General features: G+C 58.2%; 14 protein-coding genes and 1 riboswitch. Of the genes, 4 read left to right on the plus strand and 10 right to left on the minus strand.

What is annotated here, in order from left to right:
- Positions 1 to 4 precede the first annotated feature (4 nt).
- From BFV97_RS02380 to BFV97_RS02405, 6 genes are all read right to left on the minus strand, one after another.
- A complete protein-coding gene (locus tag BFV97_RS02380; RefSeq protein ID WP_069298702.1) occupies positions 5 to 1,378 on the minus strand; it encodes an aldehyde dehydrogenase family protein in 1,374 nt (457 codons plus the stop codon).
- A 3-nt stretch (positions 1,379 to 1,381) separates the two neighbouring features.
- Positions 1,382 to 2,746, minus strand: a complete 1,365-nt coding sequence (locus BFV97_RS02385; RefSeq protein ID WP_069298703.1) for a glutamine synthetase family protein — start codon at positions 2,744 to 2,746, stop codon at positions 1,382 to 1,384.
- A gap of 72 nt (positions 2,747 to 2,818) precedes the next feature.
- Positions 2,819 to 3,850: a TRAP transporter substrate-binding protein gene (locus BFV97_RS02390; RefSeq protein ID WP_069298704.1), complete on the minus strand. Its 1,032-nt coding sequence runs from the start codon at positions 3,848 to 3,850 to the stop codon at positions 2,819 to 2,821.
- Positions 3,851 to 3,892: 42 nt separating this feature from the next.
- Positions 3,893 to 5,221, minus strand: coding sequence for a TRAP transporter large permease (locus BFV97_RS02395; protein ID WP_069298705.1), 1,329 nt, complete (start codon positions 5,219 to 5,221; stop codon positions 3,893 to 3,895).
- Complete coding sequence (locus BFV97_RS02400) at positions 5,221 to 5,790, minus strand: TRAP transporter small permease subunit (RefSeq protein ID WP_069299042.1); 570 nt, start codon at positions 5,788 to 5,790, stop codon at positions 5,221 to 5,223. Before BFV97_RS02400 ends, BFV97_RS02395 begins: the two co-directional genes overlap by 1 nt.
- Positions 5,790 to 6,557, minus strand: coding sequence for an N-formylglutamate amidohydrolase (locus BFV97_RS02405; protein ID WP_069298706.1), 768 nt, complete (start codon positions 6,555 to 6,557; stop codon positions 5,790 to 5,792). Before BFV97_RS02405 ends, BFV97_RS02400 begins: the two co-directional genes overlap by 1 nt.
- Positions 6,558 to 6,678: 121 nt before the next feature.
- On the opposite strand from BFV97_RS02405, the gene BFV97_RS02410 reads away from it, so the two are divergent.
- From BFV97_RS02410 to BFV97_RS02420, 3 genes are all read left to right on the plus strand, one after another.
- Entirely contained in the window at positions 6,679 to 7,551 is an 873-nt protein-coding gene (locus BFV97_RS02410; protein ID WP_069298707.1) for a MurR/RpiR family transcriptional regulator, read from the plus strand.
- Between the two features lie 83 nt (positions 7,552 to 7,634).
- On the plus strand, positions 7,635 to 8,090 hold the full coding sequence (locus BFV97_RS02415; protein ID WP_069298708.1) for a tRNA (cytidine(34)-2'-O)-methyltransferase: 456 nt from the start codon (positions 7,635 to 7,637) through the stop codon (positions 8,088 to 8,090).
- The gene (locus BFV97_RS02420) at positions 8,087 to 8,416 is read left to right on the plus strand and encodes a DMT family transporter (RefSeq protein WP_069298709.1); all 330 of its coding nucleotides are present in this window, start codon (positions 8,087 to 8,089) and stop codon (positions 8,414 to 8,416) included. The genes BFV97_RS02415 and BFV97_RS02420 overlap by 4 nt, the downstream gene beginning before the upstream one ends.
- Before the next feature lie 74 nt (positions 8,417 to 8,490).
- On the opposite strand, the gene BFV97_RS02425 is transcribed toward BFV97_RS02420, so the two are convergent.
- The 4 genes from BFV97_RS02425 to thiB form a co-directional block, all read right to left on the minus strand.
- On the minus strand, positions 8,491 to 9,225 hold the full coding sequence (locus BFV97_RS02425; protein WP_069298710.1) for a gamma-glutamyl-gamma-aminobutyrate hydrolase family protein: 735 nt from the start codon (positions 9,223 to 9,225) through the stop codon (positions 8,491 to 8,493).
- Positions 9,226 to 9,294: 69 nt separating this feature from the next.
- Positions 9,295 to 9,993: a thiamine ABC transporter ATP-binding protein gene (locus tag BFV97_RS02430; RefSeq protein ID WP_108721611.1), complete on the minus strand. Its 699-nt coding sequence runs from the start codon at positions 9,991 to 9,993 to the stop codon at positions 9,295 to 9,297.
- The gene (locus BFV97_RS02435; RefSeq protein WP_069298711.1) at positions 9,974 to 11,590 is read right to left on the minus strand and encodes a thiamine/thiamine pyrophosphate ABC transporter permease ThiP; all 1,617 of its coding nucleotides are present in this window, start codon (positions 11,588 to 11,590) and stop codon (positions 9,974 to 9,976) included. Before BFV97_RS02435 ends, BFV97_RS02430 begins: the two co-directional genes overlap by 20 nt.
- Complete coding sequence (gene thiB / locus BFV97_RS02440) at positions 11,566 to 12,591, minus strand: thiamine ABC transporter substrate binding subunit (protein WP_069298712.1); 1,026 nt, start codon at positions 12,589 to 12,591, stop codon at positions 11,566 to 11,568. The genes BFV97_RS02435 and thiB overlap by 25 nt, the downstream gene beginning before the upstream one ends.
- A 40-nt stretch (positions 12,592 to 12,631) precedes the next feature.
- Positions 12,632 to 12,736, minus strand: a riboswitch (TPP riboswitch).
- A 164-nt stretch (positions 12,737 to 12,900) separates the two neighbouring features.
- On the opposite strand from thiB, the gene BFV97_RS02445 reads away from it, so the two are divergent.
- The gene (locus BFV97_RS02445) at positions 12,901 to 14,127 is read left to right on the plus strand and encodes a hypothetical protein (protein ID WP_069298713.1); all 1,227 of its coding nucleotides are present in this window, start codon (positions 12,901 to 12,903) and stop codon (positions 14,125 to 14,127) included.
- The last annotated feature ends 104 nt before the right edge of the window (positions 14,128 to 14,231 follow it).

Consider the following 14,231-nt stretch of genomic DNA (forward strand, 5'->3'; position numbering starts at 1 on the left):
CGGGTCAGCCCTTTTTCAGGTGGTAGGATTTGGGTCGTGTGAGGTTGTGATAGCCGATCACGGACAGGCCACCGCCGCGCCCTGTATCCTTGCAACCGGTCCAGCACAAGCCGGGATCAAGATAGTCAGCGCGGTTCATGAAGACGGTTCCGGTTTCGATCCGGTCCGCAATCGCCTCGGCGCGGGCGGCGTCCTGTGTCCAGAGCGATGCCGTCAGGCCAAAATCGCTGTCGTTCATCAGGGCGATGGCTTCTTCATCGTCCTTGACGGACATGATTCCGACAACCGGACCGAAGCTTTCTTCGCGCATGACGCGCATATCATGGCTCACATCGGTAAGGATTTGCGGCATCAGATAGGCGCCGCCGTCCTCGGGGAAATCCGCAGGGTCGATATGGGCCTTGGCACCGGCGGCAATCGCTTCGGCGGTCTGGGCGCGGACCTCATCCGCGAAACGTACATGGGCCATCGGGCCGATGGTGGTCTCCTGCTCCAGCGGATTGCCGAGCTTGTAGCCCTTCACAATCGCCACTGCTTTTTCGACAAAGGCATCAAACAGGGATTCAAGGACGTAAATCCGCTCGATCCCGCAGCAGCACTGGCCCGAATTGAACATCGCACCGTCAATGAGCGTATCAACGGCAGCGTCCAGATTGGCGTCTTCCATCACATAGCCGGGGTCTTTGCCGCCCAGTTCCAGACCAATCCCCGTAAAGGTGCCAGCCGCAGCCTGTTCCATGGCCTTGCCGCCCCCGACAGAGCCGGTGAAGTTCACAAAGCCAAAAGCGCGGTCCGCAATCAGATCGGATGTAGTCTGATGGTCAAGGAACACATTCTGGAACACATCTTGGGGAATGCCGACAGAATGAAACGCCTTTGCCAAACGCTCGCCCACCAGTGGGGTTTGAGAGGCGTGTTTCAGCATCACCGCATTACCGGCAATCAGGGCAGGGGCCACGGTGTTAATTGCAGTCATGTAGGGATAGTTCCAAGGGGCAACCACCAGAACCAGACCGTGGGGCACCCGTTTGATCACGCGGCGGAAGGCGTCGGAATCCTCCACTTCGATCGGGGCAAGCGCCTCTTGCGCGATGCTGGCCATATAGCTGGCCCGTTCGTTAAAACCGCCGAATTCGCCGCCATAGCGCACGGGACGTCCCATTTGCCATGCGATTTCAGGAACGATTTCGTCGTTCATCGCGCCCACAGCAGCGACACCGGCCTCAACCAGTGCGATCCGGTCGGCAAGTGGCTTTGCGGCCCAATCGGCCTGTGCAGCCGTGGCCCGTTTCACCGCTGCATCCGCTTGCGTGCGGGTCAGGGTAGGACGTTCGGCATAAACCGAACCGTCTATGGGGGAGATACATTTGATCGTCATGGATTAAGCCCTTTCAAAGCCCCGTGCGATTTCCCAATCGGTTACAACACGGTCGAATTCTTCCTGTTCCCATTCCGCCGCGCGGGTGTAGTGGTCAATCACATCGTCGCCCATCACCTCGCGCAGGAATTTGGAGTTGCGCAGCAGTTCGGTTGCCGCCCGCAGGGTCTGGGGAATGTCGCCTGCCTTGGCGTCCTCATAGACATCGCCTTTGGTCGGGGCAGACAGTTCCATTTTCTCTTCGATGCCCTTGATGCCTGCGGCCAGCATCGCGGCCTGTGCAAGATAGGGGTTCAGATCAGACCCGCCGATGCGGCACTCCACGCGGATGCCTTTGGTGCCATCGCCGCAAAGACGGAAACCGGCGGTGCGGTTGTCTACGGACCAGACGGTTTTGGTTGGCGCAAAAGTGCCTTTGGCAAAACGTTTGTAGCTGTTCACATAGGGCGCGAGGAAATAGGTGTAATCCGGCGCATAGGCGATCAGACCGGCCATATAGTGGCCCATCATCTCGGACATGCCCAAGTCGCGGTCCTTGTCATAAAAGGCAGGCTCTCCGTCTTTCCACAGGGACTGATGCACGTGCGAAGACGATCCAACCCGATCCTTATGCCACTTTGGCAGGAAGGTTGCGGCATGGTCGTTTTGCCACGCGATTTCCTTGATCGCGTGTTTGGCGATGGAATGATAATCAGCGCAGTCCAGTGCTGCGGAATAGCGGATGTTCAGCTCTTCCTGACCGGATTCCGCTTCACCCTTGGAGTTCTCGATGGGCAGGCCCGCCGCGAACAGATGGTTGCGGATCGGGCGCATGATGCCCTCTTCCTTGGTGGTCTGGAAGATGTGGTAATCTTCGTTATAACCGCTGATCGGTTGCAGATCGCGGAACCCGTCGCGGCGCAACTCGTCCAGTGTCTTTTCAAACAGGAAAAACTCCAGCTCGGTCGCCATCATCGCATCAAAGCCCAGCTCTTTCAGGCGGGCGATCTGCTTTTTCAGCATGGCACGGGGGGAATGGGGGATTGGTTCGTGAGTGTGATGATCCAGAATATCACACAGCACCATCGCGGTGCCTTCCAGCCACGGCACGGGACGGATGGTGTCCAGATCGGGCTTCATGACATAATCGCCATAGCCGGTTTCCCAACTGGTAGAGGCATAGCCGTCAGGGGTGGCCATCTCCAGATCGGTGGCCAGCAGGTAATTACAACAGTGGGTTTCCTTGTAGGAGGTCTCTACAAAATTCACAGCGTGGAAGCGTTTGCCCATCAGGCGGCCTTGCATATCCACAAAACAGACAAGAACGGTGTCGATCGCCCCCTCGCTGACGCGGGACTTCAGATCATCAAAACTCAGATTCGCAGGCATGGTGCATCCATTTTCTAATCGGAACAGGGGCAGCAGAACGCCGCCCCTGAAAAGTCACTTTAACAATCGGCTTCAGGTGTAGCGGTACGGGCGACCCGCCTTCAGCATGTCGGCGTTGTATTTCTTGATGATGTCCACCACGCGCCGTTTGGTTTCGGATTCTGCGGCGATTTCTTCCCAGAAATCCTGCGCTGCGGCTTCCACTGTGGCCCATTCGTCGTCCGGAATAGAGGTCAGTTCCATTTTCGGGCCATTGACGCGCAGGTCGGCCTCGCCACCCCAGTACCACCACTGACGGTAGTAGTGGGATTGATCACAGCACACACGGAACAGGGTTTGCAGATCTTCGGGCAGTTCGTTCCAGCGCTCCATATTGGCAAAGAAGGAACCGGCCCACGCACCGGAGATGTTGTTGGTCAGGAAGTAGTTGGTCACATCGGCCCAGCCAACGGTATAGTCTTCGGTGATGCCGGACCATGCAATCCCGTCAAGTTCGCCGGTCTGTACCGCGACCTCGATGTCTTCCCAAGGCAGGTTCACGGGCACAACGCCGAACTGGGACAGGAACCGGCCCGCTGTCGGGAAGGTAAAGATGCGCTTGCCCTTGAGGTCTTCAAGGCTACGGATCGGGTCTTTGGTGGCAAAATGGCAGGGGTCCCATGCGCCGGCAGAAATGTGTTTCACGCCGACTTTGGAATATTCCTCCTCCCAGATTTCGTTCAGGCCGTATTTGTTGAACAGCACCGGCACGTCGAGAGAGTAGCGCGAGGCGAAGGGGAAATAGCCGCCAAACACGGTGACTTCGGTCGGAGAGGCCATAGAGTCATCATCTGATTGCACAGCGTCGATGGTGCCGCGCTGCATCGCCTGAAACAGTTCTCCCGTCGGGACAAGCTGATCGGCAAAGAACAGTTCGATCTGCATGCGGTCGCCTGCGATCTTGTTGAACATATCCACGGCAGGTACGATCACATGTTCCGCCAGTGCAGCCCCCGCATAGGTTTGCATGCGCCATTTGATGGTGTTTTGCGCCAGTGCAGGGGTCGCCAGTGCAGCAGCCGGAGCCACAGCAGCGCCCTGAATAAACTTACGTCTGGTAGTCATAATCTTTCTCCTTGTTTTGATTGGGGCCGGTTGGTCCGGCTTCTAGGGTTTGTTGTAAATGTAGTCAGGCAGCCATGTGGCGATGCCGGGGAATACCATGACCAGTATCAACGCCAGCAGCATGACCAGCACAAACGGTGTGATCGAGGCATAGATGTCCCGCAAACCGATCTCCGGCGGCGCCATTGCCCGCATCAGGAACAGGTTATATCCGAACGGCGGTGTCATATAGGCGATCTGGGTCGTGATCGTGTAAAGGATACCATACCAGATCAGATCAAAGCCAAGCGCCCCCACAAGCGGCACATACAAAGGCGCGACAATCACCAGCATGGCGGTATCGTCCAGAAACGTCCCCATCAGGATAAAGCTAAGCTGCATCAGGATCAGGATCATCCACGGGCTGAGGTTCAGTTTCTCGGTAAAGACGCTTTCGATTGCCTTTACTGCGCCCAGACCGTCAAACACCGCGCCAAAAGCAAGAGCGGCGAGAATGATCCACATGAACATGCAGGTAATGCCAAGGGTATTGCGCACGGAATTTTCAAACACTTCGCGGGTCATACGGCCCTTCAGCACCGCCGCGACAAAGGCCGCCAGCGCGCCGATGGCAGAGCTTTCCACCAGCGAAGTCCAGCCGTTCACGAAAGGCACCATCATCACGGCGAAGATCACGATGGGCAGGATACCCGCCCGCAGCAGGCGCATTTTCTCAGCGCGGGGCATATCCCGTTCGGAGGCATCCAGAACCGGACCCAGAACCGGATTTATCCGACAGCGGATCACGATATAGGCGATGAACATCCCCGCCATCATCAGACCCGGCACCACGCCCGCCAGCCATAACTGGCCCACAGGTTGCCGCGCGATCATGGCATAAAGCACCAGCACTACAGAAGGCGGCACAAGGATACCAAGCGAGGACCCCGCCTGTATCACCCCTGTGACCATCCTTTTGTCATACCCCCGCTTTAACAGCTCGGGCAGGGCAATGGTGGAACCGATGGCCATGCCTGCCACCGACAGACCGTTCATGGCAGAAATCAGCACCATCAACCCGATCGTCCCGATGGCCAACCCACCCCGCAGGCCGCCCATCCAGACGTGGAACATCTTATAGAGATCATCGGCAATTTTGGATTCCGACAGCACATAGCCCATGAAGATGAACATCGGCAGCGTCAGCAGCGGATACCATTTCATCAGCTTCATCGCAGCAGAAAACCCGATGTCAAATCCGCCCTTGTCCCCCCAGAGCAGCAGCGCCGCGACAACAGCGATAAACCCGATGGCCCCGAACACCCGCTGGCCGGTCAGCAGCATCAGCATCATGGAAGAGAACATCAGAATGGCGATCAATTCATAGGACATCAGATTTCTTCGCCTTTAAGCCGCAGCACGTCTTTCAACAGCTCCGAGATGCATTGCAGTAACATGAGGGTGAGACCGACAATCATGATGGATTTGATCGGCCACAGATACGGACGCCACGCCGAAGAGGAGCGTTCCGCACGGCCCACTTCCTCTGCTCCGGTGGCGAGTCCGGCAAGGAATGAAAACGGCTCGCTGCCCCAATAACCAAGGGAATAGGCGGTCGAGCTTACCGCGCCGTAGATCATCACGACGAGATAGAAGATCAGAAACAGCACGGTGATCAGATCGGTCCATGCCTTTCGCCGCAGGGACCATTCCCCGTAAAGCAGGTCCATGCGCACGTTTGATCCCAGTTGGATCGAATATGGCCCGCCCAGAATGTAATAGGCCACCATACAGAACTGGGCCAGTTCCAGTGTCCAGAGCGAGGGCAGGAAGAAGGTCTTGCTGATCGAGGACCAGAGCAGGATGCCCATAAGGACAAAGATGCCGTACATCACGATGCGACCGATGTGATAGTTCACAGCATCAATGGCGCGAATATATCCGTAAGCTAACCCGCGCATCATGGCTGACCTTCCTGCTCTATCCGCTTCAGGGCGGTCAGGAGCCAGTCGCAAAGCGTGTCACCCATCTTTCGTTGCTGGATTTCGGTGCCGATCAGATCATTTCTGATTTCCAACATCACATTGGCGTATCCGTTCGACAGGCCGTGTTGCTTTAACGTATGTGTCACCCCGTGTTCAGGGCCGTAGGGTTCGTTGCGCTGCACGTTGAGTTCGCTGGCTTGCGCGGCCTCCAGCATGGCATCCGCCAGTCGGGTATCGCTGTCGTGCAGGATGCCGATTTCCACCGCGCGGGGGCTGCCGTGATAGACCGGCGTAAAACTGTGCACTGTCACCAGCACCGGTGTTGCCCCTTGTGCGGCTGTGACGCTTAGCGTGCGGGCCAGAGTTTCGCGGAAAGGGTGGTAATAGGCCATGGTGCGCGACTGACGGGCTGTTTCGTCCAGTTCCGCATTGCCCGGCACCACCACCAGTTCGCTGCGGGCGGGCATGGCGTCCGGTGCATCGGGCGGGCGGTTGCAGTCATAAACGAGGCGGGAAATCCTGCTCGCCACCAGTTTTGCGTCCAGCCGCTTTGCCATCTGCTGTGCCACTGCCAGCGCGCCGGGGTCCCAAGCTGCATGGCTCAGACGGTCGTTCCGGTTCAGGCCAAGGTCCTGCAACTCGGGCGGAATGAAAGAAGAGGCGTGTTCGCAAACCAGCACAACCGGCGATGCGCCCGCGGGGTTCAGAACCTCTACAACGTCTTCTGTGTTACTGGCCGTCATTGAAACTTTTTTCCCTGTTCAAGTTAAACTTCTTGCGCATCTGCGAATATGTCAACAGAATTGTGTTACAAAAAGAACAGAAGTCGTAACGTTGTAATTTTAGTCGTCAAAACGAGAGCCAATGCCAGAGAACCAGCCCACTATTTCCGATCGTATACAGCGCGAGCTAGACCGGCTGACCCGTGCCGAACGCCAGTTGGCCCAATCGATTCTGGAAAATTATCCGGCCTCGGGACTTGGCCCGCTGGCGACACTGGCCAAAGATGCCAATGTCTCGGCGCCGACCGTGGCGCGGATGGTGCAGAAGCTGGGGTTCAAGGGCTATCCCGAATTCCAGACCGAACTGCGCGAAGAGTTGAAGGCCAAGGCAAAGAACCCGATTGCCAAACATGATACTTGGGCGGAGGGTGCGCCTTCGGGGCATGTGCTCAACCGGTTTACCGATGCGGTGATCGACAATATCCGCCACACGCTTGGCCAGATCGACCCTGATGATTTTGATGCGGCCTGCGGGTTGATCGGTGATCCGGATCGCGCGCTTTATATTGTCGGGGGGCGAATTACCCACACAATGGCGGAGTATCTGTTCCTGCACGCGCAGGTGATCCGCGCGTCAGTGACCCATATCCAGTCCACATCCAACGCATGGCCCCATTACCTGCTGGACGTGAAACAGGGTGATGTTTTTGTGATTTTCGATAACCGCCGTTATGAAAATAACACGCTGAAACTGGCGGAAATGGCCCACGGGATGGGGGCAAAGATCATTCTGTTCACCGACCAGTGGCGCTCTCCTGTGCATCATCTGGCGGACATCTGTTTCAGCAGCCGGATCGTCGTGCCCTCGGCGTGGGATTCCGCCGCGACCACGCTGTTGCTGGTGGAGTCGGTAATTGCGGCCATTCAGGACCAGAACTGGGCGCAAACCAAAGAGCGGACCGAGCGGCTGGAGGATATGTTCGACCAGACCAAACTGTTCCGCAAGTTTACCTGAACTGACGGGGGCGACGCCCCTAAAGAGTCCGCGCCGGTGATCCCGCTATTCCCTTCACGCCGGATTTGCCCTATCGCAGAGCCATGAGACTCGCCGCTTACCAACCCGATATCGCCCCCAATCTGGGCGCCATGATCCGCCTGTCGGCCTGTTTTGGCGTGCCTCTGGATATTATTGAGCCCTGCGGTTTTCCTCTGTCGATAAAGGCGCTGAAACGCTCTGCGATGGATTATGCGGATATAGCCAATCTGACCCGCCATGACAGTTGGAACAGCTTTGCACAGGCCCCGCGGGACGGGCGGATTGTGTTGATGACAACACGGGCGGAACAGTCGCTGTGGGAATTTACCTTTCAACCGAATGATACGATCTTAATGGGGCGGGAAAGTGCCGGCGTGCCACAAGAGGTGCATGATTATGCACAGGCGCGGGTGAAACTGCCGATGACAGGGCAGGCGCGTAGCCTGAATGTGGCGATGAGCGCGGGAATGGCTGTCAGTGAAGCTTTACGACAAATGAATAAAAGGAATATGCCATGACTTGGGTTTATCTGCTGCTGGCAATCGGGGCCGAGGTGATTGGCACCCTGTCGCTCAAAGCCTCGGACGGGCTGAGCAAACTGCCTTATGTGGGGCTGACTGCGGTGGGATATACGGTCTCTTTCTATTTTCTCGCCATCGTTCTGCGCAGTTTTCCCGTTGGGCTGGCCTATGCGGTCTGGTCCGGTGCGGGCGTGGCTGTTGTGACCATTGCTGGCGCTTTGTTGTTCGGGGATCGCATCGACACCGCCGGCTTTGTCGGGATTTCCATGATCGTTTGCGGCGTTCTGGTGATTAACCTGTTTTCCTCATCGGTTCCGCACTGAGGGTGGGCGCAGCGGGGGCATTCTGCCCCCGGACCCCCTGAGGATATTTCCCCCAAAAAGAGCCTTGGCCACGTTCAGGATTTTGTTGCGGCGCGGATCAAGGCGTCAAACAGGTTTTGTTGGCTCTTGTCGGTTTCTGCCGAGAGTTCGGGATGCCATTGCACTGCGAGGAAGAACGGGTGGTCGGGGTCTTCGACTGCCTCAACGATACCGTCGGGCGCATGGGCAACGGCACGCAATCCCGGCGCGATCCGGCTGAGCGCTTGGTGGTGGCCGGAAAACGTATCGACCTCGGTGGTTTCCATGACGCTTGCCAGTTTTGACTCCGCATCCACTGCCACAGGCTGACGGGTCCAGCCGCCTTGGGCATTGCGATGAATGTCGCCGGGATGCAGGTCGGGAATATGCTGGTGCAGATCGCCGCCAAGTCCCACGTTCAGTAACTGCATACCGCGGCAAATAAAGAGCGTCGGGACAGGTGCATTGTCTCGCAGATGGTGAAGAAGGGAGAGTTCGGTTTCGTCCCGTTCCTGCGAAGTCTGTTGTACCTTCGGATTGTCCCTGTCGCCGTTGTAACGGTCGGGATGCACGTCTACGCCACCGCTGAAGATGATCCCGTCCACAACGGGCAGCCAGCTTGCGACATGGGGTTCTCCCGGTGGGAGCAGCACCGCCACACCACCGGCGCGGCGCACGGCGTCGACGTAGAATGCAGGGCAGGTGTAGTGGTCGTCATAGTGGAACCTGTCCACTTTCAGATCGCCGCGCCCTTCGGTCAGGATGCCGATCACCGGCTTTTTATGTGTCATGTCGGAGGGACCTTGAAACAGTGTCAGTCGCGACCCTCAAAGCCTGCGTCTGCCGTGCTGTCAAGGGGGCTACGTGCCGAGATAGTTTCGCAGGACCAACGGCGGGTTGGCCAGCAATGTGCGGGTGTCTTGGGGGGCATGGGCCTTACCTTCTGCGATCAGCAACGTCTGGTCACTGATGTGCAGCGCATCTTCGGGTTGGTGTGTGACCATCAGCAAGGTGGCTTTGGCGGCATCTACGATTGCACCCACCAGATCAAGCATCTCGTGTTTGAGCGCGGGACCAAGGGCGGCGAAAGGTTCGTCCAGCATCAGGATCGGCTTTTCCCGCAGCAGGGCGCGGGCAATGGCCACCCTTTGCTGCTGGCCTCCGGACAGTTGGGCAGGCCGTTTTGCGCCTTGTCCCTTCAGGCCCACCTGTTCTAACGCCTGTTCCACAGTGTCATGCTCGGCCCGGGATAACTTCAGATCCGGGCGCAGCCCAAGGCCGATGTTCTGCGCGGCGCTGAGATGGGGGAACAGGTTGTGATCCTGAAACAGCAGGGTGACAGGGCGCTGGGCCGGATGGGTGCCGGTGATGTCTTCCCCGCGCCACAGAATGCGGCCCGATTGAGGTGTATTAAACCCCGCCAGCGCCGAGAGCAGTGTGGATTTCCCCCCGCCTGACGGTCCGAGCAGGGCGATTTTATGGCCCTCTTCAATCTGCAAGTCCGCCGTCAGGGAGAATTCCCCCTGTCGCAGTTCCAGTTTATCGAATGTTATGGTCAAGGCGTCCTCCGCGATCAAAGACCCAGAACAGGGCGAGAGAGGTGCCCACCAACAGCAGCGCGGCACCGGCGGCGGCCTGCATCTGATAGGCGGCCATCAGGCGGTACATGGTCAGGGGCAGGGTGGCAAAATCCGGTGGCGCAAACAATGCGATCACGCCGAGATCCCCCATAGACAGCGCTGCCGACAGTCCCGCGGCAAAGCCTGCGGCCCGTTTGATCCGTGGCCAGATGGCGATGCGGAACAGGGTGAGTCCGGTCATGCCAAGCGAGGCGCCAAGCCGCCCGTAGTGATCCTCTGCCCGTTGCAAGGCGGGCAACAGGATGCGCAGGGCAAAGGGCAGGGACATGGTGGCGTTGACGGCAATGGTGATCGGCAGGGCAAGTTTGAACGGGTCGATCACAGGATTGAGCAGGATGAACAGCCCCGTACCAATCACAAAGGGCGATGCGGCAAGCGCAAGAAAGCCGACGGCTTCCAGCAGGGCAGCGGCGCCTGTGCGCCGTGACAGTTCGGTGATCAGCGCCGCCAGCGCCAGAGCCAGCGCCGTGGCCAGCAGCGCAGCGGGAACCGCGATCAGCAGGGAATTCAGCAGTGACGGCCAGACTTGCGGGGGCAGTGCGAACAGCGGCGGCAGCCCGCGCAGGATGACCGAGACGAGGGGGGCGAACAGGAACAGCGCCACAGCCAGCAGCAGGATGGTATCCACCAGACGGGTCGAACGCTCTGTGCCGTCCCAGCGTGCGGGCGGGTGGTCCAGCCCGATCGAAAACGCCGTGGGTTTTGCCAGCGCCAGCGTTGCACCGGCGGTCGCCGTGCAAAGCGCGAATTGCAGCAGCGACAGCAGCGCCGCTTTGGAGAGGTCGAAATCGAACCGCAATGCCTGATAGATCGCCAGTTCGATGGTGGTGGCACGGGGGCCTCCGCCAAGGGACAGGGCCACGGCAAAGCTGGTGAGGCAGAGCAGAAACACCAGAAGAAACGCCCCCGGCACGGCAGCGCGGAGCATCGGGCGTTCCAACTGGCGGCTGACATCCTTGCTGGTGAAGCCAAGTTCTGCGGCAAGCCGGAAGTGTTCGGCCGGGATCGCCATCCAGCCTTGCAGGATCAGCCGTGTGGCCAGCGGCAGATTGAAGAACACATGGGCCAGCACCACGCCGCTGAACCCGTAGATGTTGAGCGGCGACAGGCCAACAGCGGTTAATCCCTCCGAGATAAGGCCGGATCGTCCCCAGACGGACACAATGCCGAGCACGGCAACAATGGCGGGCAGGATGAAGGGCGCGCCAAGCAGGGCGACCATCACCTGACGACCGGGAAACCGGCGTCGTGCAAGGGCGCGGGCGGTGGGAACGGCGATAGCAACGCTGAGCGTGGCGGACAGAAGGGCCTGTGTCACAGTGAACCGGATCGCTGCCCAATCCGCCGGTGTAAAACCGCGTCCGACCGTTGCGTGCGAGGCCACAGCCGCCACGGTTCCAAGCGTCAACAGCAGCACCACCAGCAAGGCGGCGCTCCCTGTGAGGGTTTTGAACAGGGACGGTCGGGACAGATGCCCGTTGCGGGCGAGGGTTATTTGCTGAGCGCGGTCAGCCATTCAGCCAATGCGTCCTCTTTGATGGCTTCCACATCCGTGTCGCTGATGATCAGACTGTCTTCGGGGGTGATCAACTGTTCAAACCCGTCAGGCAGACCGGCCTCGGGGAATTTGGCCGGATACATCCAGTTGGTCGTCGGGATGATCGACTGGAAGGCATCTGTTGTCATGAAGCTTAAGAACTGGTCGGCCAGCTCCGGTTGGTCGGTGGAGGCGAGCTTTCCGGCGACCTCGATCTGCATGTAATGACCTTCTGAAAAAGAGGCTGCGGATTTGGTGTGATCGTCTTCTGCAATGATGTGATAGGCGGGGGAGGTGGTGTAGCTCAGCACCATATCCGCCTCTCCCTCAAGAAACATGCCATAGGCTTCGGACCAGCCTTTGGTCACGGTCAGGATACGCGGCGCAAGGGAGTCCCAGATATGGGCAGATTTATTGGGATAGGCCGCTTTGACCCACATCAACAGCCCCAGTCCCGGCGTGGAGGAGCGCGGGTCCTGTATCACGATCTTCAGGTCTTTATCCGCTTCGATCAGCTCTTGAAAACTGCCCGGAACGTCTTTCAGCTTGGTGTTGTCATAGACAAACGCGAAATAGCCCCAGTCATAGGGGGCGAATGTGTCGTCGCTCCAGTCCACAGGTACATCAAGACCGGAGGGGGCGGGGGAGAGTTTGGCGAACAGGCCGGTGGCTTTGGCGCGGGCTGTGATATTGGTGTCGAGCCCCAGAACAATATCCGCATCCGTGCGTGCGCCTTCTAATTGCAGGCGGGACAAAAGGGCAGCGCCATCACCGGCATTGACCAGTTGCAGGTCGCAGTCACAAACCGCTTCAAAGGCTTTTTCCACCTGCGGGCCGGGACCCCAATCGGTGACAAAGCTGTCGTAGGTGTAAACCGTCAGGACCGGCTTGTCCTGTGCGTGCGCTGTGCCCGCAAGCGTGGCAGTCAAGCCGAGACCGGTCAGGCAGCCGACAAATGCTGTGCGGAAGAGGGAGGTCATTCTTAAATCCTTTCAAGCTACAGACGGATGGCAGGATTTGGAAAACGCACCGTACCTTCCCTCCGCCGGTATGATCCGGTTCAGGTTCAACGGGTCACGCTGTTGCGTATCTCAGGCTATAGAAGCAGCCCCCCCGAGGTTGTCTCAGGTGTAACAGCGCCGGGATAAAAAGCAAGCAGATCGGCTGCGCTGCCCTGTTCGGCCCGTGTATGGTCCCTACAAAATCCAATTTGAGACAAAGTTCTGACCAATTGTGAGGGTAGCTTTTACGCAAGTTAAGTAGCGTATTTGAGCATGAGGAACGCAGGCATGGCACTAAATTACGAATTTGATGTATTCACAGTCAGCGCTAAAAAAACGCCATCCGGCCCTGTTATGCTGGAGATGCTGACGGATCTTGATCGCAAGATGGAAAATAAGGTGGCGCGCTTTCGCAGCCCTACCGCTGTTGCCGCGCTACGCTCTGCCGATGCGCGGGTGCGCGGGATTTTCCGCGCCGCAGGATTCGAGTTTGAAGAGGATGAGCTGAAGGTAAAAGGAACCTTGTTCGACGACAAGGAAGCCCACGCCGTGTTTCTGGTGCGTGTGACCGACGGGATTGAGAAAACCTTTAGCAGTGCAGAGCTGGATAGCGATGATGTGCTGGCACGGCCCTCTGTTGATAAGGATTACGACGAAGGAATTGCGCCAGAGGGTGCGTTTGTCGTGCTGGACTGGATGAATGATACCATTGCTGTGCATGAAGGCGATGATGCGGAGGAAGGCTTTGATGCCGGTCTGGACGAGAGTGCGGAGGCGGAGCCGGAATTGGAAGCAGCAGAGGAGAGCGACGACACTTACGCCGAGGCGGTCGATGAGGGTATCCTCAAGCTGCAGCAGTTTGCCATCGAAGAAGAAACAAACCCCGCCCGTGATGCACAAGAAAGCGCCGCATCCGAAACAGAAGACGCGCCCTTTGATCTGGGGATTTTCCGCACGGTTCTGGATGACGAGATCCGTGCCGAAGCAGAAGAGCCAAAGGACGAAACGCCGGATCATTTCAAACTGGAGACGCCAGAAGCCGATGACACGCGCTTTAAGATTATCCCGGCGGCCTTTGATGCAAAAGCGGCGCGTCAAGCGGATGTGGATGTAGAGTCCAAAGAGGCAGATACAGCCATGCCAGAGGTCGAGACCGAATTTGATCTGGAAGAAGTTTCCGTGGCAGAAAACCTCGAAGTTGCGCCGGAGCAGATTGATCTTTCATTGGAAATGGATGCGGAAATGACTGCTCTGGCAGAAGTGGCGGCGAAAGCGGACGGTGATCTGAAAATGCCGGCCCGCCGCCCGCGCAAACCGGCCAAAGACCGGCGGGTTCGGGTGATCGAAGCCCCCAAACAAACCCGCGCCGATGTTGCGGCCCAAACACCTCCACCGCCGGCCACGCCGTCCCGTTTCGGTCTGCTCGGCCAGATGAATACTCCGGCAATGGGTATTCTGGCAGGGCTGCTGTTTTCGGGCGCTGGCATCTTGCTGATCTCGCAGATGCTTGCCTAGGGCGGGCACGACACAGACCACAGAATTGCAAACAGGCCCACGGACCGTGCGGCCTGTTTTGCTGGAACGGCACTGATTTAACCGGACGGCGGCACACAAAGGGG

Origin of the sequence: Neptunicoccus sediminis (genome assembly GCF_001719615.1) — a bacterium.
GTDB classification, from domain to species: Bacteria; Pseudomonadota; Alphaproteobacteria; order Rhodobacterales; family Rhodobacteraceae; genus Amylibacter; species Amylibacter sediminis.